Consider the following 20058-nt stretch of genomic DNA (forward strand, 5'->3'; position numbering starts at 1 on the left):
CTTGTGAGCGAGATTGCGAACGCTCAATTCACGGGATCCGGGATTACGGATTCGCCGTTTATTTTCATAATTAGCGGCTGCTCTACATGGCTGGCAAGCACATTATCGCCGAACTCCGCAGGCTGGACCTCTCCGCCGAGTGCACTTTTGACAGCCAGGTATGGAAAGTTAATTCCAGACAGACAAGAAATATGAAGACCTCCAGACATCCGGGGGTTAATCTCCAGCAGTTTAGGAATTCCACCACTATACTTCATTTGAATATTGAAATTGAAAGGTATTTTATATACCTCTGCTACCCGGGAAGCGATCTCCTCCAGCTCCGGAATATGCTCCATCAGCCGCAGACGACCGCCAGCTTTACGACGGGGTACAGCCGCTAACAGCCTGCCATTCTCATCTGACAAACAATCTATACTGTATTCATAACCTTCCAGCAGTTCCATCACCATAAGTTCAGGGAATGTAGGTTCACTTCCCAGAATACGATAGGCCTCTTCGAAGGATATCAGCGGAGTTACATGACCAAACAGCTCCTGTAAAGGACTACGTGTGTTATCAATGATACGGAAGCCGAGGCCTCCCTCTGTCTCCGTGGGTTTAAAGCATACGCGATGTCCTTTGGCTACAAGATCATGATAAGCCTCTTTGAACTGCTCTGCTGTACTGACCACATGATAATCAGGAATTGTCATAATCCCGGTTTCCTTAACACTTTCGTAGAACTTACCCTTATCCATGATGGTCTCCAATAAGTCCAAATCTCTACAGACCAGAACCTTTGTGCCAATCGCATCAAACATAGCAGCATGCAAAGCTATATCCAGCATATGTAACCGTGGAATGAAGATATCGATCTCATTGCGGCGACAGAAATCCACGCAGAATTGAACATACTCTATTCCAGTCAGTGCCGGTTCAGTCCCAGCAACATCCGCCCCTTGAAGTGACATATGGTGAATATCAGGATGCGTGGCGAAGATTTGTACAGGAACGCCATCCTCATTATTGCGGATGAGATTCATATAATGGTAAGCGACGGAAAACCAGCGATTGAAATAAATGTTTACCTTTTTCATAGTGGCCCAACTCCCAATACGGTTAAGTTATTATAGATCATGTTTACATACTGTAGAATTTCATCACCAGCAAAAACACCCGCTTGCTTCGTAAAGGGATACCTTGATTTTACAAGACCACTCTGCTGCTCTGCAAATATTTCTCCATGACAAGGAGCAATCGCATAGTCCGCACTTTCTAGTAAACTCTTATCCAACAAGGAATCTCCCGATGCTACCATCGGTTCTGACCGAACCGTCCGGCGCACATGAACAATCGCATCACTTTTATTCACAGCGGCAGGAACGACATATAGCTTGCGCCCTTGTAAGGATACCCGCCAGCCCAAATCATATAATCGCTCTGCCAGATTCGTGATCTCATCCATAGGTAATAAATCACGCACTACTACAAAAGTATAAAATAAATCATCACAATACCGCTCACTAATGATCCATTCCTCGTGCACTACAGACCTAACGTGCATTCTAACTTCTTCTGCCGCAGCCGATTCATTTTGAACAAGCCTGCCCACAGAAGCTCTCCAGCTTTTATCTACTTCGCCACCAATCAGAATATTCCCGCCATTACTAGTAATCGCGTAGTCTGGAATAATCGTGTCTTGAAACAGATTAATACGCTTATACTGCGCTATGGTACGTGTTGTAACGGGCATAAAGATAATACGGGAAGTAAGCTCCATCAGATCAGCCAATGCTTTTTGGGAAATGTATGAAACCGTCTTGCCATCCACAACCTCCGCAGGAACCAAGCCCGGAGTATTCTCCGGGACACCGATTGCATTTAGGGAATAGATTAACGTTCGGTCCAAATCACTGGCATAGATCATTCCGTCTCACCTCTCAGCGGCTTAATAATCCCGCAACAGGAGTAGGTAAGTCCAGGGAATACTTCTACTGGAACCCCCCTATCCTCTGCTAAGAGAATAATATGACGGAGATTTGGATTATCCATAGTATCGACAAGAATCTTCCACGGTACTCTGCGCAGCAGCACTCGGGTAGTTTCTCCGACTCCGGGCTTGACCAAATTGATGTTATCTATGGCGAACACTTCTTGAATACTCTGAATATCACGCAGGCCCTGCCATGTAATTTCTGGCGGGAATTGCTGCATCTGTTCAGCAATCGCTTGTGCTTCTTCTGCAACGGAGGAGAAATACGGGCAGATCGCCGCAATGAATACATTGGATACATCCGTATCGAGCCATTCCTTGTAAAATTTAGCCCCATGGAATTCTTCCGGACCAATTAAATCATCGCGCAGCACTGTCCGGCTCATCAGTCCTGACACCGTAGAATTGAGGCATGCACTAGGAATAAGGTAATCCTCTCTAGTACCGAACGTGCCTGAACAGTTCCCAGGATCAGCCAATACGGCCAGGTCATCATTTAACCGAATGCCATATTTCTCATACAGGCTGTTGCACGCTTCAATCAATACCTGGCGAATAGCCCCTTTCCCCGTCCATCCGTCGACAAACTGCAAATCAGCATCAAGCCCGTGCTTTTGCAGAATATAGAGGATTGCGTTCTCATCAATCCCCTTGCCCCGAATGATAGAGATACTATAATGCGGCAGATCAGCACCATATCGCTCTTGGATATATCGCTTAATCAGTACACCAATTGGGGTTCCCGCTCTTGCCAAAGAGACTAACACCGTATCAAGTCCCCGTTGAGCGACAATCATCTCAGAGACTACCGCTACTGCTAGAGCGACCTTCTCCGCAGATTGCTCCAGCGTCTCGTGAAATAACTCAATATACTGCTCAGTAGGCTGATATTCCACGGGCAGCATCTCAGAGTAGTGTACACCTGATTGAATGGCGGCCTCTCTTTCGTCAGTCGCCCGCTCCAGTGAAACATCGCTCAGATCCTTAAGCAAAAATATAACATCTGACGGAGAATAGCTGCCTAGCGGAACCGGTTCGGCTATACTTCTATTTAGAATTTCTTCAGTTACTGTTCCCTTCATAGGTAGGGCCTCCACTTCTTCTTTCCGAGGTCAGTACAATAAGATGCACTTTATGGCGGGCCAGTTTCTTCAGTATATCAAGCATAGGTTTCATACGCTCATGCGGTACATCACGCTCAATCAGCACAAATATATCATCGTATTGACCAGGAGCTATATTATAAATAAAGTTTGTGATTTCCGGGTCACCAGCTGAAGGATACGCAGCAGCACTATGTACCCCATAATCCGGCCGACGCTCAGGGTGGATTGGACTTCTTGTGGAAGACTGGTAAGCAATCCCTTCCCCTATTTCCGCCGCCACTCTCATCGGAAGATACATAAATTCTCCTACACCCATTACCAAGGCTTTCGGTCCTCTACGCAATTGCCGCAGCTGCTCAGCTATTCGTTTCACACCCTGATCAAGCTCCAGATTATCCCGTGACTCAATTCCGAAGCGTCCACTATATTTCATATACGGCGCTGTGTTGATCTCACCATAAGAATCCATAGAGGATACCTCCAGTCGTTCCATTCCATCTTGAGCATAAGTGGTTACAACCTCACACTCTAAAGCAGCCTCTCTATCCAGCTGCTCTGTATCCTTATTAAACACCGGTGAACCTATCACTTCAATATTCCCTTGCAGCAGACATAACGACTTAATGCGAATCCCCAGCTCCTGTTCAAGCTCACTATAGTGTTGAAGATTGCTGCCGCTTCTCCAGTCCAGAAGAGAGACTACCACATATTCCTCCCGCGGGAACTTTGATTGAATATCTCGAATCGTATTAATCGCGGTTTTTCCGGTCGTAATCTCGTCATCTACCAATATAATGGGCTCTGTCCCAGATAAGAGTTCCGTATCCAAGGCATAACATAGATGATCAACTGCATGGGAATGCTCTTCTACAAAACTTACAACAGACTCCAAATCAGGAATATGCTCACGCGTAGTATGAATATAGGATGCCTGCTCAGCAAAGATGTTGTACACACTGTGACCCAATGCAGTTGCCGTTTCTGCGAATCCAATAAAAACCACAGGCTTGGGCAAAACCAGTCGGGCCGCTAGCAATTGTTGATAGGCTTCCTTAGCAAATTCAGGATGAATCAGCCCATGAACCGCCATATCCAATAACTCTGTCATACGATCACTATCCACGGAATCGCCGTTCATCTCCTGATATAACAGCAGCGCCAACGCTGCTCCGCTTAGAAGTGAAGTATACGGATCGACGGGAATATGCTTGCCAAGCACCTTACTGACAAACAGAAAAGTTCGTTTTTTATTAATTCGCGCCGCCATAGAAAATAAAGAATCCAGAGGCATATGAAAGGGGTTAAAGGTTTCGGTTACATTCACTTGCAGGTTCTCGACTATGTTATACGTGCGTAAATTCGTTTTCGGGTAATAATCCGACAAAATGCTGTTGTTCATGTAACACCCCGTATATTTGAGATCGTAGTAAAATTCGTCTTGCCCAATTCAGATGGGGCTTAATTTCGTTCATTTTATTAAAATATTGACTCTTAAACACGCCCAGACTGCCATCATTACTTTCTACAATGCTTAAAGCGTCAACGTATTCCTCATGCATCACCGTATACATCGCCTGAACAGGTCTAAGGTGAGAAGGATGAATAATCGTCTTACCCACAATTCCATTCTCTTTATCCAAAATAACCTCACGAATTAGCCCGTCCACACTGCTCGAGATATAGCTATTCCGCATATCACGGCCGTTTTTGCCGTAAGTATCCTCAAATGGCGTCTGCCGCAGCTGCGGCCGGAGAACTCGATGACCTTTATTCGCAAAATACTCCCAGACGGGTCCTGAGATCACATATCCCTCTTCAACCCGCCCAAACACATTGATAATGTCCGAGATACAGTCACGGATAGGGGTAAGATCATAAATACTAACATCAGGACTGCGACGCAGTCCGAACAGACTGGAGAAATCCGTTGCCCCAATTCTGACGTTTAGGACAAGTTCACGGTAATTACGGAGTAAATCACGGATAGATAGCAGACTGTCCACTCGACTTTCCCGATAAATAATAGGTGCAGTTTCCAAGATTGGCATCCCGTAAAGCACAGGATCATTATAACCACGCGTATTGTTGTACTCAGCTAACGTTTCAAAATATTGAATTCCATTGTCTACAGAGAACTTAGGAAATACAAACCCTGTTAACATCGTTACCAAGGATCCCAAGCGGAAAATCATTTGCCGGAGTTGGTCCGGGTTACGTACTCGTATAAAAAGAAGCGGGAGGCTGTTCGATGAATCCAGCTCATTTTCTGCGTAAGCAGCTAGATAAATGAGATGTTGGATAATAGACTCCTCTGCATTGTCAACCTGGTCATCTCCGATTGCGTCCTCCAGATCTATAATAACCGTCACCAGACCTGCATTTTTGAGCTTAATGATGTCTTCTGCAACACTTGCACGGGTAGCCGGCATATAGAGGGCAGCGCCGACAGCGTAGGCTAGCAGTTCCTTGTTCGTGGTATGATCAAATGAGATAGGCGGAGTGTAAAACAAAGAGATTTCTTGTTCTTTCGTCAGGTAATCGAAGTATCTCAAATCGGTTCCCCCTTATAGTTTTGCGAAGCCAAGCAAAACAAGCGTAGACCTCTCCTCATAGAGAGTGTCAGAACCGGCAATACTCTCCCTTGGGGATGGCATCTTGGCTCTCTCAAATATAAGTGAAGGCCTACGCTATAACATATACGATTACCTGAAAGAAGCAGGCGTTTCTATTCTTGCATGATCGGCTCCGACTTCTCTATGGTGCAATTACTTTTTTAATCATGCACTTTTATGGGCATCTTTTTTCTTACGTCTAGCACTATAGAGGATCGTACCCACGAATACCGCTATAAGGATTGTAAAGAATACGACATGCGGCAATTCAAAACCAAAAGCACCCGCTAGCATCTTACCCGCAATAATGGCGATAAGCAGGAACGCTGCCTGTTCCAATTCAGGGAATTTATCAATAAGCTTCAAGAATACCTGCGCCACTCCGCGCATCATCAGAACCCCTAAGATACCACCCATAAAGAGAACCCAAACCTGATCGCTAAGTCCAAATGCTGCAATAACACTGTCAATACTGAAAGCAATATCCATTAATTCAACAAGGAGAACCGTCTTCCAAAAAGAAGTGCCTTTATTCTCCGTATGCTCTTCGCCACTGCCCTTAAATAAACCTTTATATGCGATATAAAAGAGATACAGTGCACCAAGAACCTTAACCAAAGTAAACTTAATAAGAAATGTCCCTAGTCCAATGGCCAGGAATCTGAACAAATAAGCCCCTAAGATACCGTAGAAAAGAGCCTTTTTCTGCTGCTCCTTAGGTAGATGCTTAACCATAACGGCAAGCACAAGCGCATTATCTGCTGAGAGCAAACCTTCTAGTAGAATTAAGCTTCCGATAATCCCCCAGCTCACAGAATCAGAGAGCGTGCCTACTACATCACTCCATGAGAAAAAATGCCCGTAATTCTCACTAATATTTCTAAAAAAATCTGCGAACCAATCCATTACACTTTGCGCCTCCGGTAAAATCGATTATTTGCTGCCCGCAACCCAGCGCAGCCCCCAGCCATAGGCTTCATCCATCTCACGATGACCACTGTAATATTGCACCAGCCGTTCAACACTAAATGTTTCATTGCTTACATTCCGGAATAACGCAATGGCACACATCCCTTTTCGGTTGTTATGCTCGTCCAAATTTACAATGATATCAGGTCCTCCGCCTTGTTTGATGGTGACAACTCCATCGGCCTCTGACCAGTTAGTTACCCCTTTATAAATAAAGGAAAACACTAGAATGCGTTCAATCTCGGAAATTTTGATACCATTTATACGCAAATTCTCACCAGTAGTTACGGAGCCTGTCCGGTCATCCCCATCAAGCATGACATAAGGAGGTTGATTTAGTGAGCCAAAGGCATTACCTAACGCTTGTACCACTCCTTTACTGCCATTCTTCAGTTCATACAGACAAGCAAGATCTAGGTCTATACCATTTTTACGACTAAAGAGTCCGCCCTGCTTCTGGTTCCAGTTGAGATTAATCAACAGTTCCCCTAGATCACCACTAGCTGATTTTTTCAAATTGATGGAATCGCCTTTTTTCTTCAGCTCGATTTTCTTCAAGTTGAGATTCATTGGCGAAGGCGGAGGTGTCGGTGGAGAGCTCTCTTCACGTTTCACTGGCTGCGCAGGCGGCGTTGCGAAGATTTGTGGTGGAATCAGCGGCTTAACCTCCGGCTGTGGAGCAGCAGCAGGAGCAGGCTCCTCGTTCGCTTCAATACCGAAGTTGCTGCATATCTCTTTCAAACCTCCGGCAAACCCCGCTGCAATGGCACTGAACTTCCATTCACTGTTATATCTATATAATTCCCCTACCACAATGGCCGTTTCCACGGAGAAAAGATTGTCGAGATCACATCGGAGCAGTTCCGCACCTGTCACTTGATTGAGAATCCGAAAATAGGCCTGACTAACTTGCCCAAAACTTTGACCCCTTTTCTCCCCATCATAGATGGTAAGCGTAAAGGCAATCTTCATCACATCGGAAGGAATCTTATCCAATTGAACTTCGAATTGCTTGCGGTCATTGAATCCTGGCACATCCTTATACCTAATATAAGATGTGGCTGGATTATTATAAAATATCAGATCCTCGTCTTTACTTACTTTACCCTCTGATCCAAGCAGGAAAGCAGAGCTGTCAATCTCCAGAGCAGCCGGAGCATTCCAGCCGATCTCTACGATTATAGAATGAAGTCCAGCATTGCCTTTGGTCAGATCAGCTTTTTGCCCTTTGACTACGTTAACACTCATTCTTACGCCACCTTTATAAATGGAGTAAACCAACTAATAATTTTGTAAAAAAGAACCCCACAAAGTGGAGTCTGTACTGCTCTAAATATTTAGAAAAAGGGCAGGATCGGTAATGACCCCGCCCACTTGGATGTTATTGCGCGTCCAGTCCATAGTTTTTGCATAAAGCGCTTAGACCGCCGGCAAAGCCACTACCAATCGCCTGGAACTTCCAATCCGCACCATTGCGGTAGAACTCACAGAATACAACAGCTGTTTCAGTTGAGAAGTCTTCACCTAGATCAAAGCGGAGCACTTCACGATCGTTAGAAGCATCTACTACACGTACAAAAGCATTGGAGACTTGTCCAAAGTTTTGTGCCCGAGTTTCATAATCATAGATCGTTACCGTAATTCCGATACGCTGGATATGAGCAGGAATTTTGCTAAAATCCACAATAATTTGCTCGTCATCTCCATCACCCTCACCCGTACGGTTATCACCTGTATGAGTCAGGGAGCCATTGCCACCCGATGGATTGTTATAGAATACAAAATCATCGGAGCCCTTGGCTTTGCCATCTTCATGCAGTAGAAAGGCTGAAGCATCAAGGTCAAAATCTTGGCCGCCGCTATACTTATTAGTATCCCAGCCCAATCCTACCACTACCTTCGTCAAACCCGGATTAGTCTTGGTAAGATCAATCCGTTGCCCTTTAGAGAGACTGATCGTCACTGACAAAACCTTCTTTCATTTATTAATTCAATTCAACTTTAGCATGCAGAACAAAATTTATTGCAGGCCGTAGTCGCGAGTCAAACCGCTTAAGCCGTCTTTGTAGCCACTGCCGATAGCATTGAACTTCCATTCTGCACCGTTACGATACAATTCACCAACAACTACGCCAGTTTCAATGGAGAAATCCTCGCCGAGGTCGAAACGAATCAATTCTTCATTGTTCAGATCGTTTACGATACGTACGTATGAACGGGAGACTTGTCCAAAGTTTTGGCTTCTTGCTTCAGCATCATAAATTGTAATAGTAAAAGCTACTTTGTCCACATCAGCAGGGATGTTCTGAAGATCCACTTGAACCTGCTCATCATCACCATCGCCTTCACCTGTACGGTTATCTCCGGTATGAACAACAGAAGCATTCTCATTTTGCTTGTTATTGAAGAAAATGAAGTTGGTTTCTTTATCAACTTTACCACTAGCATTGGTCAAAAAGACGGATACGTCCAAATCGAAATCTTTTCCGCCATCATATTTATTAGTATCCCAGCCAAGACCTACAGTGATTTTGGATAGACCTGGGTTTCCTTTTGTTAAATCGATCTTTTGACCTTTGGATAGATTAATTGCCATGATTACATACCTCTTTTCTTATATTTGGATTATACGTAGCGTTCTGCAAGTTGATTGATATGAGCGGCGTGGCTGCCTTCACCAATTGCAGCGAACTTCCATTCTCCACCTTGGCGGTAAAGCTCTCCACAAATAAGTGCCGTAAAACCTGTGTAGTTGTCTGACAAGTTGAATTTAATCAACTCACTATTCCCGGCAGCATTTATTACCCGAATATACGCTGATTTGATCATTCCAAAATCCTGTTTGCGATTCACCGCATCGTAAATGTTAACGACAACCAGAACCTTATGAACATCGGCAGGAATAGCTTTCAAATTAACCATGATTTGCTCGTCATCTCCGTCGCCTTCACCCGTCAGATTATCTCCGGAATGAATGACCGAGTTGCAAGGACTTTGCTTGTTGTGGAAGCAGATCAGGTTACCCTTCTTAGTTAGCTTACCATCCTCATTCAGCAGCAAAGCTGAAGCATCACAATCAATGTTAGCCTGCTTTTTGACACCGAAAAATCCCTTTTTAGCCTCTACCGGATCCCAGCCTAAGCCAACTATTACATTGGATAAGCCCGCATTACCTTTAGTCAAATCAATCTTTTGACCTTTTACCAGATTAATTCCAGCCAAATCAACGTACCTCCGTTTCCGATAAAACTATTATCTGTTAGTCTAGCTTTTAGGTGTTATATCAGTGATACGATAAAGAATAAATTACGTTTCAACGAACTTTTATCTATGACTTCACCTAATTTATAAACTGAATTCGCTAGGGTTTAATCCTAAGACGCCACAAATATTCCGCACAACTGCTTTTTCATAATCATCAAAATCACCATCAGCCGAACCAATTGCCGAGCATACACCCACGATAAGACGTCCCGCTTCTGGTTTGCTGCTAAACTTCGCAATGGCTTTCAAAGCCTCTTGTTTCCCTATTTCCGGAGAGAACTCGAAGTTACTAACATAATGGTTGAATTGAGCAATGACATCTCTCATGTCAAACACTTTCAATTCATTACTTAGATTTATATAACCGACCATTTTATTTTTCTCTGCATCTTCTATTTTACCGTCAGCCGCAGCAACCAAAGCGCAGCCTGCAACTATCGCGTTCATGAAGTCTTTATTTTTGAATTTTTTCACTTGATCTGTTAGTCCGTTTTTGGTTGTGTTTAACCAGTTTTTAAATGTGCTCATCGTATTTCTCCCTCTATCACTGCAAGATTATGATAACAAAAGATATCTCCAGAGCCTCCTCTCCACGTTCCGACAGATTTTGCATATAAATCCCTGAATTAACCGTTACTCTTCTAATATACCTGATAAAATAACAAGATTCTACTTTCCACTAAATTACAGCACCTTTGATAGAAAGGATCGTGTCCGTTCTTGCTTAGGATTTTCGAACAGCTGCTCCGGACTTCCTTCTTCCACAATCTCACCTTGTTCCATAAACAGCACACGATCCCCCACCTCACGCGCAAATCCCATCTCATGCGTCACCACGACCATCGTCATCCCCTCACGGGCCAGTTCCTTCATCACCGCCAGCACTTCCCCTACCATCTCCGGGTCAAGCGCTGAGGTTGGCTCGTCAAAGAGCATAATTTGGGGCTCCATAGCCAGCGCCCTTGCAATCGCTACCCGCTGAGCCTGCCCCCCAGACAATGAGGCTGGATACATCTCTGCCTTTTCACTTAGGCCTACTTTTTGCAGCAGCTCCAGCGCTTTTTGCCGTGCTTTATCCGGAGACCATTTACGCACCTGAACCGGCGCCAGCATAATGTTCTCTATAACCTTCATATGAGGAAATAGATTAAACTGCTGAAATACCATCCCAAGCTCTGTACGGATATCGTTAATCTTCGTACTCGCCGCCATCAAAGAAGTGCCTTCAATTACAATCTCGCCCCGCTGCGGCTGCTCCAGTAAATTAAGGCAACGCAAAAAGGTGGATTTACCCGATCCGGACGGCCCGATAACCACCACTACCTCCTGACTGATAATATCGATACTTATGTCGGCCAGCACCGTATTTGTCCCAAATGATTTATGTAAGTTACGCACTGAAATCATAGGCTCCATCCTATTTCAGCCTCCGTTCAACGTAATTCAGCAGCTTGCTAAGAGAGTAGGTAAGAATGAAATAAATAAGTGCCGCTGTCAAATAAGGCTCCCATATCCGCAAATATTGCCCTTTCATCGTGTTGGTCCAATACATTATTTCCGGTGCAGCCACCAAAGCCAGAAGAGAGGAGTCTTTCACAAGCACAATAAACTCGTTACCAAAAGCCGGAACCATCCGTTTGATCGCTTGCGGTAAAATAATAAATCTCATCGCTTGCCGACTAGTCATCCCCAGTGAAATAGCCGCTTCCCGTTGCCCACGATCAACCGACTGAATGCCTGCCCGAAAAATCTCAGCCGAATAAGCAGCCGAATTAAGCGACAGAGCAACAAACGCAGTAATTAGAGCATTGGTTTTGCCGTAAAGCGGGGGAATCACTCCAAAGTGAACAATCAAAATCTGCACATACAGTGGTGTTCCTCGAAAAAAATTGATATATGAATGGAAAGGCCAGCGCAAATACCATTTTGGGGCCATTTTGCCGAATCCGATCCCCAGTCCCAAAATAGAGCCAAATAAAATAGAAACTACAGAAATACCGATAGTCAGCAGTGTCCCTTTTAAAAGGACGGGCAAATAATGAATAATAATGTCCATTCTAAAATCCATAGGACTCTCCCCTTCTCTTCTTTATGTCATCTCTCTTTAAAAAAATAAGCATGCGCAATAGCTATCATTACGCATGCTTATTAGGTTTTTTCCTTATTTTGCATTCAATAAGCTATCCAAGTTAGGTTCTTCGCCGAACCAAGTTTTGTAGATTTCCGCGTACTTTCCGTTTTCCAGTACCTTCTTAATAGCCGGATCCAGTTTCGCTTTTAACTCACTGCCCTTAGGGTAAAGAATGCCGTAATATTCCGCTCCGAAGTTCTCCGTGTCTACAATCCCCACCAGCTTCTGCTTAGGATTGTTTTTCATGTACTCACGTACAATGGCAATATCCGCTACAACCGCATCGGCTCCGCCGCCATTCAGTTCCATCAATGCCACCGCATTGCTGTCAAAACGTTTCAAGTTAGGGTTGTCGACGCCCATTATTCCGCTCATCAGGTCGTCTGCAGTTGTGGCCCCTTGTATTGCAACTACTTTATCCTTAAGATCAAGTGCATTTTTGATGTCGCTGCCTTCCTTAACCATGATCATATTGGTAGATTCGAAATAAGGGATGGAATAGTCATAGGTTTCTTTACGTTCATCCGTAATGGATACTGAAGACAATCCTGCTTGATACTCCGTTCCCTGCTTCACACTTTGAAGCATCGTTTCCCAGCCTGTGTTCGTTACGTCATAGTCTATTCCCGCTTCTTCCATAACTGCCTTAATGAAATCGATGTCGAATCCTTTGATTTTATCCGTGTCCATGTACTCCATAGGAGCGTAGCTGGCATCACTGGCAAACTTAATTTTCTCTGCCGGGGATTCGTTACCAGCTTTACTATTATTTGCTCCACAACCTACCAATCCAACCACCACCAATGCGATAAAAACTGACATTAAAGCGCGACTTTTCATTTTCATATCTCCATACCCCCTATTTTTGGAAATAACTTAAAGAGATTTTAACAGATTAAAGGATTCATGACAATTAACTTTTCTATTTTATGTAAGGTTATATAACATAATATTATTATTTTATAAGTTTTATGCGTACATCACTCTCAAAAAATTACCATCAAACACAAAAAGGCACTGCCAGAGATTGTATTCTCCCTAGCAATGCCTTTAGATTTAACCTTAAACCTATTAAAGTGTGATATCTCCATCATAAGAACCGATCAATTTATACAAATCCGGCCGGCGGTCACGGAAGATTCCCCACTCGATCCGTCCAACTTCCAAAGCATCCAGATCGAATTCGCTTACCAGCACGGTTTGCTCATCACGTCCAGCCTCAACGATTTTATTGCCCTGAGGACCTGCAATGAACGATGAACCGTAGAAATTAATGCTCGAATCCTCATCAATTTCCTCACCAATACGGTTGGATGCCACGACTGGAATAAGATTCGCAGCTGCATGTCCAAGCATACAGGTCTGCCAATGATCCTTGGAATCGATCGATCCATCCTGCGGTTCAGACCCAATAGCCGTTGGATAGAACAGAATTTCTGCTCCCATCAGGCTCATTACTCTAGCCGCTTCTGGATACCATTGATCCCAACAGATACCTACACCAATCTTAGCATAACGAGTGTTCCATACCTTAAAGCCAGTATCTCCCGGATTAAAGTAGAACTTCTCTTCATAACCTGGGCCATCTGGAATATGACTCTTGCGGTATTTGCCCAGCACCGTTCCATCAGCATCGATTACAGCAAGTGAGTTGTAACGTGCGTAATTCTTTTTCTCATAAAAACTAATCGGCAGTACCACTTGCAGCTCCTTGGCTACTGCTTTGAAATGATTAATCGCCTTGTTATGCTCAAGCTCTGTTGCGTATGCGTAATAATCAGCTTTCTCTTTTTGACAGAAATACGGGGTCTCAAACAGCTCCTGCAGCAAAATAATTTGTGCACCCTGTGCTGCCGCTTCTCTGACCAATGTCTCGGCTTTGCTGATATTCTCCTCAATATTGCTGGAACAACTCATTTGTGTCGCAGCTACTTTTACATTTCTCAAGTATCTGTCCTCCTTATATATAAATGTCCCTTTGGACGTCTGGTTTCCTTCAAATTATTGCTGTGCAGGCATTTGCTGCGTAGTACAGTGGACATTTCCGCCTTCGGTGATAACGGCCATTCCGTTAACTGTACGAATCTTGCGATCCGGGAACAAACCAGCCAGCACTTTCTCAGCAAGTGTATCCGTTTCTGTCGCGGTGCCGCCAAACACAGGCAATATAATTCCGCCGTTCACGAAATAAAAGTTCAAATAACTGAGCGTCAGACGACTGCCGTCATGATCGACCCGTGGTGGCTGCTGAATCTTGATAATCTCCAGCTTACGCCCTTTGGCATCTGTAGTGTTCTCCAGAATACGCAGATTCTCTTGCGTAATCTCATAGTTCTCATCCTGCGGGTCCTCACAGACCTGGATAATAACTTTGCCTGGTGCAGCAAAACAAGCAATATTATCGACATGACCATCGGTTTCATCGCCACTAAGGCCACGTCTCAGCCAGATAATAGCTTCTGTACCTGTATAGTTCCGCACGTACTCTTCGATCTCTTCGCGCTTCAGCTCCGGGTTGCGGTTTAGGTTAAGCAGACACTCTTCTGTAGTAAGCAAAGTGCCTTCTCCGTCCGTATGAATCGAGCCACCCTCCATCACAAGCGGTGCATCAAAACGGGTGATCTGCGCATGCTCCAGAATCTGCGGAGCCACTTCGTCATCCAAATCCCAAGGTGAATATTTACCGCCCCAAGCATTAAACTTCCAGTTCACACCTGCCATTTGTCCTTCTTTATTAACAATAAAGGTAGGTCCGTTATCACGCAGCCAAGCATCGCTATGCGCAATAGGCAGCAGCGTTACATTCGGTCCGCCGACCAAATGTTCTACCCGCTCCACGTCCTCCGGATTCACAATGACCGTAATCGGCTCAAACTCGGCGATGGCTGTGATAATGTCAGCATAACCTTGGCACACTGACTCGTGGTTGTCCGGGAAACACATAGATTCCTGCACCGGCCAGGAGATAAAAGTACGTTCATGCTTGCCCCATTCCGGTGGCATTGTATAGTTCAAATCTTTAGGATTCATGTGTTAACTACCTTTACTAATATATTTGGAGCCAGTCCTACCCTTAAAACTCCTTCCTCATCATACAATAATATGTTCTAGTGCTCAATTCCCTGGGACATTAATAATGTTGGAAGGAATTTTTTTCGTAGCCCCCATTTTACAGTTAAAAAATTTAAGTTTCATCCGTTACAACGAAGCTAACAGCACCCAATTCCCCAAAAAGCTCACTGAATTCATACATAGTAACGCTGTTGCTGACGCTGTCCAATCCCATGACGATTATTTTTTCCCTTGGCGTATTCAGCGCATCTGGCGTCCTTCTGTCTCATAGCAGCTCCAATATGCCGTTTCTAGTTAGCGGCGTCTTTCTGGGTTCCGCATTATGGTGGATGGGTTTGACAGGGAGCACCGCCTTGTTCAGAAACAACATAATGTCAGGACGTTCGAAACAACTCATGTTCAACAGACTGTCCGGATTGGTAATGTTGTCCTTTGGCATTGTCTCCCTTATTCAATCTCTCAATCTTCAGGAGTTTCTTTAAACGATCCCTCTCACTATACGGTAATCTTTTTTACCACATTGCCTTCAAAATCCTTAACGATAAATTCCCCACCCTCTAGAACAGCATAGGAATTCGGATTATTCTCTTTAGGCAGCGATATGGAGCCGGGATTCAGCACATACACTCCCTCTTTTACATCGGCAACTGGTATATGGGTATGTCCCTGAATAAAAATATCCTTCTCGGAAAGCGCCGGCAAATGCTCAATGCTAAAGCCATGACCATGTGTAGCGTAAATCCGTCTGCCTTCGTGCAAAAGCAATACATAATCGCCCATCATCGGGAATTCCAGCAGCATTTGGTCTACCTCGGCGTCACAGTTCCCACGTACTGCGGTTATCGGCTTGTTTTTGTTATATGCATTAAGCTTATTAGCAACCTCTTGTGGGTTATATTCCTTCGGCAGCGGATTTCTTGGACCATGATATAAAAAGTCTCCTAGAATAATAAGACTGTCCGGCTGCTCTTCTTCTGCCTTTTCCAAAGCCCGTTCCAGCCAAAATAAAGATCCGTGAATGTCGGAAATAAACATTAACTTCATCATGTATTCTCCTTTTCAACTTAACTTAAGTAAATATGCGCTTAGACAATAATCTTAACCTTGAACATACCACAACGCAAAGCGGACGTTCCCAAAGGAACGCCCTGCCCGCTATATCTTAACACTCAAGGCAAATTCGAGGATCCCATCAAAAAGCGGTCTACTTCGCGCGCAGTCTGACGCCCTTCGTCAATAGCCCAGACTACAAGGCTTTGCCCGCGCCGCATATCGCCTGCTGTGAACACACCTTCTACATTGGTTGCTTGTGCTCCGAACTCTGCTTTGGCGTTCCCCCGCTCATCGCGTTCCACCCCAAGCTCGCCCAGTACAGTTTCTTCGGGTCCTGTGAATCCCAATGCCAGCAATACCAGCTGCGCTTGCAGGGTCTCCTCACTGCCCGGCACTTCGACCGGTACCATTCGTCCCTGTTCATTACGAGTCCATTCAATGCGCACTGTACGCAGCTCCTGCACTTGCCCGCCCTCATCGCCGACAAACCGTTTCGTCGAAACCAGATAACGGCGTGGATCTTCTTGATACAATGAAGCGGCCTCCTGCTGGCCATAGTCCACTTTAAGCACCTTTGGCCATTCCGGCCAAGGATTGTTAGACTGACGGGTCAGCGGCGCCTGTGGCATAATCTCAAGCTGAGTCACACTGCGGCAGCCGTGACGGATAGAAGTGGCTACACAGTCTGTTCCAGTATCCCCACCGCCGATTACAACTACATCCTTACCTGCTGCTGATAAATATTCCCCATCGGCAAGCCCTGAATCCAGCAGGCTCTTTGTATTCAGCGTTAAAAACTCCATAGCTTGATGAATCCCACGCAGATCGCGTCCTTCTATCGGCAGATCACGTGCCTGTGTAGATCCACCACACAGTACTACAGCATCGTGCTCTGCCTTGAGCTGTGAAGCTGGGAGATCTCGGCCAATCTCTGTTCGAGTTACGAAGGTAATGCCCTCAGCCGCAAGCAGATCCACCCGGCGCTGCACAGTCTTTTTATCCAGCTTCATGTTGGGAATACCATAGGTAAGCAGACCACCAATCCGGTCCGCCCGTTCATACACAGTCACCGTATGTCCAGCCTTATTAAGCTGTGCCGCACAGGCAAGCCCTGCCGGACCCGAACCCACTACAGCTACCTTTTTACCCGTGCGATGAAGCGGCGGCTCAGGCACAATCCAACCTTCCGCAAAACCTCTATCTACAATCGACTTCTCAATAGATTTAATGGTGACAGGTTTGCCATTCATCCCTACCGTACAAGAGCCTTCACAAGGAGCGGGACAGACACGGCCTGTAAATTCAGGAAAGTTGTTAGTCTTATGCAGACGTTTCAGCGCTATCTCCCAATTTCCACGATAGACCATATCGTTCCATTCAGGAATCAAGTTGTGCAAAGGGCAGCCGGAAGCCATACCAGACAACAGACGTCCTACATGACAAAATGGCGTACCGCAATCCATACAACGCGCCCCTTGCTCGCGCAGCTTTTCTTCATCCATAGGTATCGAGAATTCATTCCAATTCTTAATTCGCTCCAACGCCTCACACTGGGAGGGTGTCTGTCGTTCAAACTCTAAAAATCCGGTTGCTTTCCCCATCTCTTTCATCCTCTCACCAAAGAAAAGTACTCTCTGTCACTTTCTGCTGTTATGCCACTCTAAAGCGCCAAAGTAAATGCCTTAATATTAGCATCCTAGATCTTTAACGAAAATGAGTAATGTCACCTTTTTATGTAAAATAAGAGCATCCATTCAAAAGAAAGTTCCACACAAAAAAGCACGCAGTGTACTGCACTCATTGAGCACAATACACTGCATGCTTTTGAAGGATTATCTGTAAAAAAACATCTACTCCACCGTCAACACTACCATTCCAATCCCGCTTACAGTTAGCTTATTACCCGTCAGATTCTGCACAAGATCGGCTCCAAAAACTGTTTTCCATGCACCAAGCTGTGGCAGAACCAAAGCCGTCTGTTCTACATTAGCATTAAAAAGCACATAGATATGCTTCGCCGCATCGCCTCCAGCATGGCCACGCAATGTATACGCTACCGAACTTACCGGTGCTTTTTCAAATACTAGATGATTCCGAATGTCATCTGCCGTTCGCATACGGAAAGCCGGATGCGCTTTACGCAAGGCAATTAGCTGCTTCAGATAATCCACATCGTCCTGATGCGCGGCGCACAGCTCCCAATCCAATTGGTTGATCTTTACCGAGGATTTATAGCTGTTCTCTACCCCGTTTTTCGTGCGCATAAATTCCTGACCCGCATGGACAAAGGGGATTCCCTGACTCATGAATACTATAGCAGAAGCTAACCTATGCATAGATTGGCGCTGTTTGTCCGTCTGCCCTTGTGTGGACAGTAATATCTTATCCCATAACGTATGATTATCATGACATTCCACATAATTGACGGTTTGCTGAGGCTCCACGGCAAATTGTCCAATGCCTGGGGCAAAAGCAATGCCTCCCGCGACCCCTGCCTTTATCGCAAGCTCCAGTCCCATCATTCCGCTGATGAAGCCCGGTTGATCTTGCAGAAAAATATTCCCTTTAATTGCATCCCGGAAATCATCATTAAAATGTCCGATTCCCGGCAGAAGCGCAGCATTCTTCTGATGAGCGAGCCGCTCCATCGGCAACTCTGTCCCCATCATCCAACCTTCACCAATCGTCATGATAGACGGGTCAATCCCATCCAGACGACGCCGGATTTCCTCCATCGTGTCGAGGTCAATCAAGCCCATCAGGTCAAAACGAAAACCATCGATATGGTATTCTTTGGCCCAATAAACTACGGATTCCACGATGAAGCTGGACATCATCAATCGTTCTGAAGCCACGTCATTCCCGCAGCCAGAGCCATCCGACAGGCTTCCGTCTTGCTTGTAACGCAAATAATAGCCGGGAACCAGCTTGGTGAAATTCACGCGGTAGCCATCGTACACATGGTTGTAAACCACATCCATAATGACGCGGAGACCCCGATCATGTAGTGCTTGAATCAATGTTTTTAGTTCGCGGATACGCACTCCTGGCACATAAGGATCTGTAGCATAGGAGCCTTCTGGCACATTATAATTCTTCGGATCATAACCCCAGTTATAATGCGGTTCATCCAGCCTCGTCTCATCTACACTCTCTGTAGAATAATCATAAACAGGCAATAGCTGCACATGGGTTACACCGAGGTTCGCGATATGATCGAGTCCAGTGAGAATACCCTCCGGTCCGCGGGTTCCTTCTTCCGCCAAAGCAAGATATTGTCCTTTATGGGTCATACCGCTTGCTGGATGAATGGATAAGTCACGCAAATGAAGCTCATAAATAATGGCATCCACAGGATCATCCAAGGGTGGCTTATCTTCCGTCCACCGTTCAGGATCTGTTTTGCGTAAATCTAAAATAGCTCCCCTATCACCGTTCACTCCTACAGCACGTGCATAAGGATCAACCGCCTCATTCCACTGTTCTCCAAGACGTACTCGGTAGGTATAGAACTTGCCATCTAAATCACCGTCAACTGTAATTCTCCACGTTCCCCGGACATCACGGATCATAGAATACTTACACTCTGCTGCTCCCTGCCATGAATTATAGAGTACCAGCTCCGCTTCTTGAGCGGTGGGCGCCCACAAACAAAAAGCTGAACTCCCCGGAGAGTATGTCAGGCCGAGATCGTCCCCATCATAGCTGAATAACTGATCAAACTCCTGAGCAAACACGGAAACCCCTCTAGTAGCCGCAGGATCCCCATAATAAATGGGTTCCTTCATTTCCCTTTGTACGGACAAAGCACCTATCCCCTTTTCCAGTTATTAACTGGATTATAGTATGATCGTCTAAGTAGTGCAAACGTTTGGA

20 protein-coding genes are annotated in these 20058 nt (G+C 45.2%); 1 reads left to right on the forward strand and 19 read right to left on the reverse strand.

The annotated features are described in order from the left end of the window. Positions 1 to 23: 23 nt before the first annotated feature. The 16 genes from MHH60_RS12000 to MHH60_RS12075 all read right to left on the reverse strand — a co-directional run bounded on the left by MHH60_RS12000 (position 24) and on the right by MHH60_RS12075 (position 15087). Positions 24 to 1079, reverse strand: coding sequence for an ATP-grasp domain-containing protein (locus tag MHH60_RS12000; RefSeq protein ID WP_076134808.1), 1056 nt, complete (start codon positions 1077 to 1079; stop codon positions 24 to 26). Next, complete coding sequence (locus tag MHH60_RS12005; RefSeq protein ID WP_036687429.1) at positions 1076 to 1909, reverse strand: HAD family hydrolase; 834 nt, start codon at positions 1907 to 1909, stop codon at positions 1076 to 1078. Before MHH60_RS12005 ends, MHH60_RS12000 begins: the two co-directional genes overlap by 4 nt. Then, positions 1906 to 3057: a cysteine protease StiP family protein gene (locus MHH60_RS12010; RefSeq protein ID WP_076134807.1), complete on the reverse strand. Its 1152-nt coding sequence runs from the start codon at positions 3055 to 3057 to the stop codon at positions 1906 to 1908. Before MHH60_RS12010 ends, MHH60_RS12005 begins: the two co-directional genes overlap by 4 nt. Then, on the reverse strand, positions 3038 to 4480 hold the full coding sequence (locus MHH60_RS12015) for a phosphoribosyltransferase family protein (RefSeq protein WP_081386804.1): 1443 nt from the start codon (positions 4478 to 4480) through the stop codon (positions 3038 to 3040). Before MHH60_RS12015 ends, MHH60_RS12010 begins: the two co-directional genes overlap by 20 nt. Then, a complete protein-coding gene (locus MHH60_RS12020; RefSeq protein ID WP_232061116.1) occupies positions 4425 to 5633 on the reverse strand; it encodes an HpcH/HpaI aldolase/citrate lyase family protein in 1209 nt (402 codons plus the stop codon). Before MHH60_RS12020 ends, MHH60_RS12015 begins: the two co-directional genes overlap by 56 nt. Before the next feature lie 225 nt (positions 5634 to 5858). Next, positions 5859 to 6599, reverse strand: coding sequence for a TerC family protein (locus MHH60_RS12025; protein ID WP_076134806.1), 741 nt, complete (start codon positions 6597 to 6599; stop codon positions 5859 to 5861). A gap of 27 nt (positions 6600 to 6626) precedes the next feature. Further along, a complete protein-coding gene (locus MHH60_RS12030; protein WP_076134805.1) occupies positions 6627 to 7910 on the reverse strand; it encodes a TerD family protein in 1284 nt (427 codons plus the stop codon). Positions 7911 to 8043: 133 nt separating this feature from the next. Further along, positions 8044 to 8625: a TerD family protein gene (locus MHH60_RS12035; protein ID WP_076134804.1), complete on the reverse strand. Its 582-nt coding sequence runs from the start codon at positions 8623 to 8625 to the stop codon at positions 8044 to 8046. Between the two features lie 57 nt (positions 8626 to 8682). Next, positions 8683 to 9258 (reverse strand): TerD family protein, encoded by a 576-nt coding sequence (locus MHH60_RS12040; RefSeq protein ID WP_076134803.1) that lies wholly within the window; start codon positions 9256 to 9258, stop codon positions 8683 to 8685. A 29-nt stretch (positions 9259 to 9287) separates the two neighbouring features. Continuing rightward, positions 9288 to 9884 (reverse strand): TerD family protein, encoded by a 597-nt coding sequence (locus MHH60_RS12045; RefSeq protein WP_076134802.1) that lies wholly within the window; start codon positions 9882 to 9884, stop codon positions 9288 to 9290. A gap of 123 nt (positions 9885 to 10007) precedes the next feature. Then, the gene (locus MHH60_RS12050; RefSeq protein WP_076134801.1) at positions 10008 to 10454 is read right to left on the reverse strand and encodes a tellurite resistance TerB family protein; all 447 of its coding nucleotides are present in this window, start codon (positions 10452 to 10454) and stop codon (positions 10008 to 10010) included. A 156-nt stretch (positions 10455 to 10610) separates the two neighbouring features. Then, entirely contained in the window at positions 10611 to 11333 is a 723-nt protein-coding gene (locus tag MHH60_RS12055; RefSeq protein ID WP_076134896.1) for an amino acid ABC transporter ATP-binding protein, read from the reverse strand. Between the two features lie 10 nt (positions 11334 to 11343). Next, entirely contained in the window at positions 11344 to 11994 is a 651-nt protein-coding gene (locus MHH60_RS12060; protein ID WP_076124698.1) for an amino acid ABC transporter permease, read from the reverse strand. 93 nt (positions 11995 to 12087) lie between these two features. Continuing rightward, positions 12088 to 12897 (reverse strand): transporter substrate-binding domain-containing protein, encoded by an 810-nt coding sequence (locus MHH60_RS12065; RefSeq protein WP_076134895.1) that lies wholly within the window; start codon positions 12895 to 12897, stop codon positions 12088 to 12090. Positions 12898 to 13128: 231 nt separating this feature from the next. Beyond that, positions 13129 to 14004: an N-carbamoylputrescine amidase gene (gene aguB, locus MHH60_RS12070; protein WP_076107380.1), complete on the reverse strand. Its 876-nt coding sequence runs from the start codon at positions 14002 to 14004 to the stop codon at positions 13129 to 13131. Positions 14005 to 14058: 54 nt separating this feature from the next. Then, entirely contained in the window at positions 14059 to 15087 is a 1029-nt protein-coding gene (locus tag MHH60_RS12075) for an agmatine deiminase family protein (protein ID WP_076134800.1), read from the reverse strand. 230 nt (positions 15088 to 15317) lie between these two features. Here MHH60_RS12075 and MHH60_RS12080 point away from each other — a divergent pair, with 230 nt between their 5' ends. Then, on the forward strand, positions 15318 to 15611 hold the full coding sequence (locus tag MHH60_RS12080) for a LysE family transporter (protein ID WP_341161136.1): 294 nt from the start codon (positions 15318 to 15320) through the stop codon (positions 15609 to 15611). Between the two features lie 13 nt (positions 15612 to 15624). On the opposite strand, the gene yfcE is transcribed toward MHH60_RS12080, so the two are convergent. The 3 genes from yfcE to pulA all read right to left on the reverse strand — a co-directional run bounded on the left by yfcE (position 15625) and on the right by pulA (position 19988). Beyond that, positions 15625 to 16173 (reverse strand): phosphodiesterase, encoded by a 549-nt coding sequence (gene yfcE / locus MHH60_RS12085; RefSeq protein WP_076134798.1) that lies wholly within the window; start codon positions 16171 to 16173, stop codon positions 15625 to 15627. A 125-nt stretch (positions 16174 to 16298) separates the two neighbouring features. After that, positions 16299 to 17783: a glutamate synthase subunit beta gene (locus tag MHH60_RS12090; RefSeq protein ID WP_076134797.1), complete on the reverse strand. Its 1485-nt coding sequence runs from the start codon at positions 17781 to 17783 to the stop codon at positions 16299 to 16301. A 249-nt stretch (positions 17784 to 18032) separates the two neighbouring features. Beyond that, the gene (gene pulA / locus MHH60_RS12095) at positions 18033 to 19988 is read right to left on the reverse strand and encodes a type I pullulanase (protein WP_076134796.1); all 1956 of its coding nucleotides are present in this window, start codon (positions 19986 to 19988) and stop codon (positions 18033 to 18035) included. Positions 19989 to 20058: the final 70 nt, after the last annotated feature.

The organism is Paenibacillus sp. FSL H7-0716 (assembly GCF_038002705.1).
Taxonomy (GTDB): Bacteria; Bacillota; Bacilli; order Paenibacillales; family Paenibacillaceae; genus Paenibacillus_AQ; species Paenibacillus_AQ odorifer.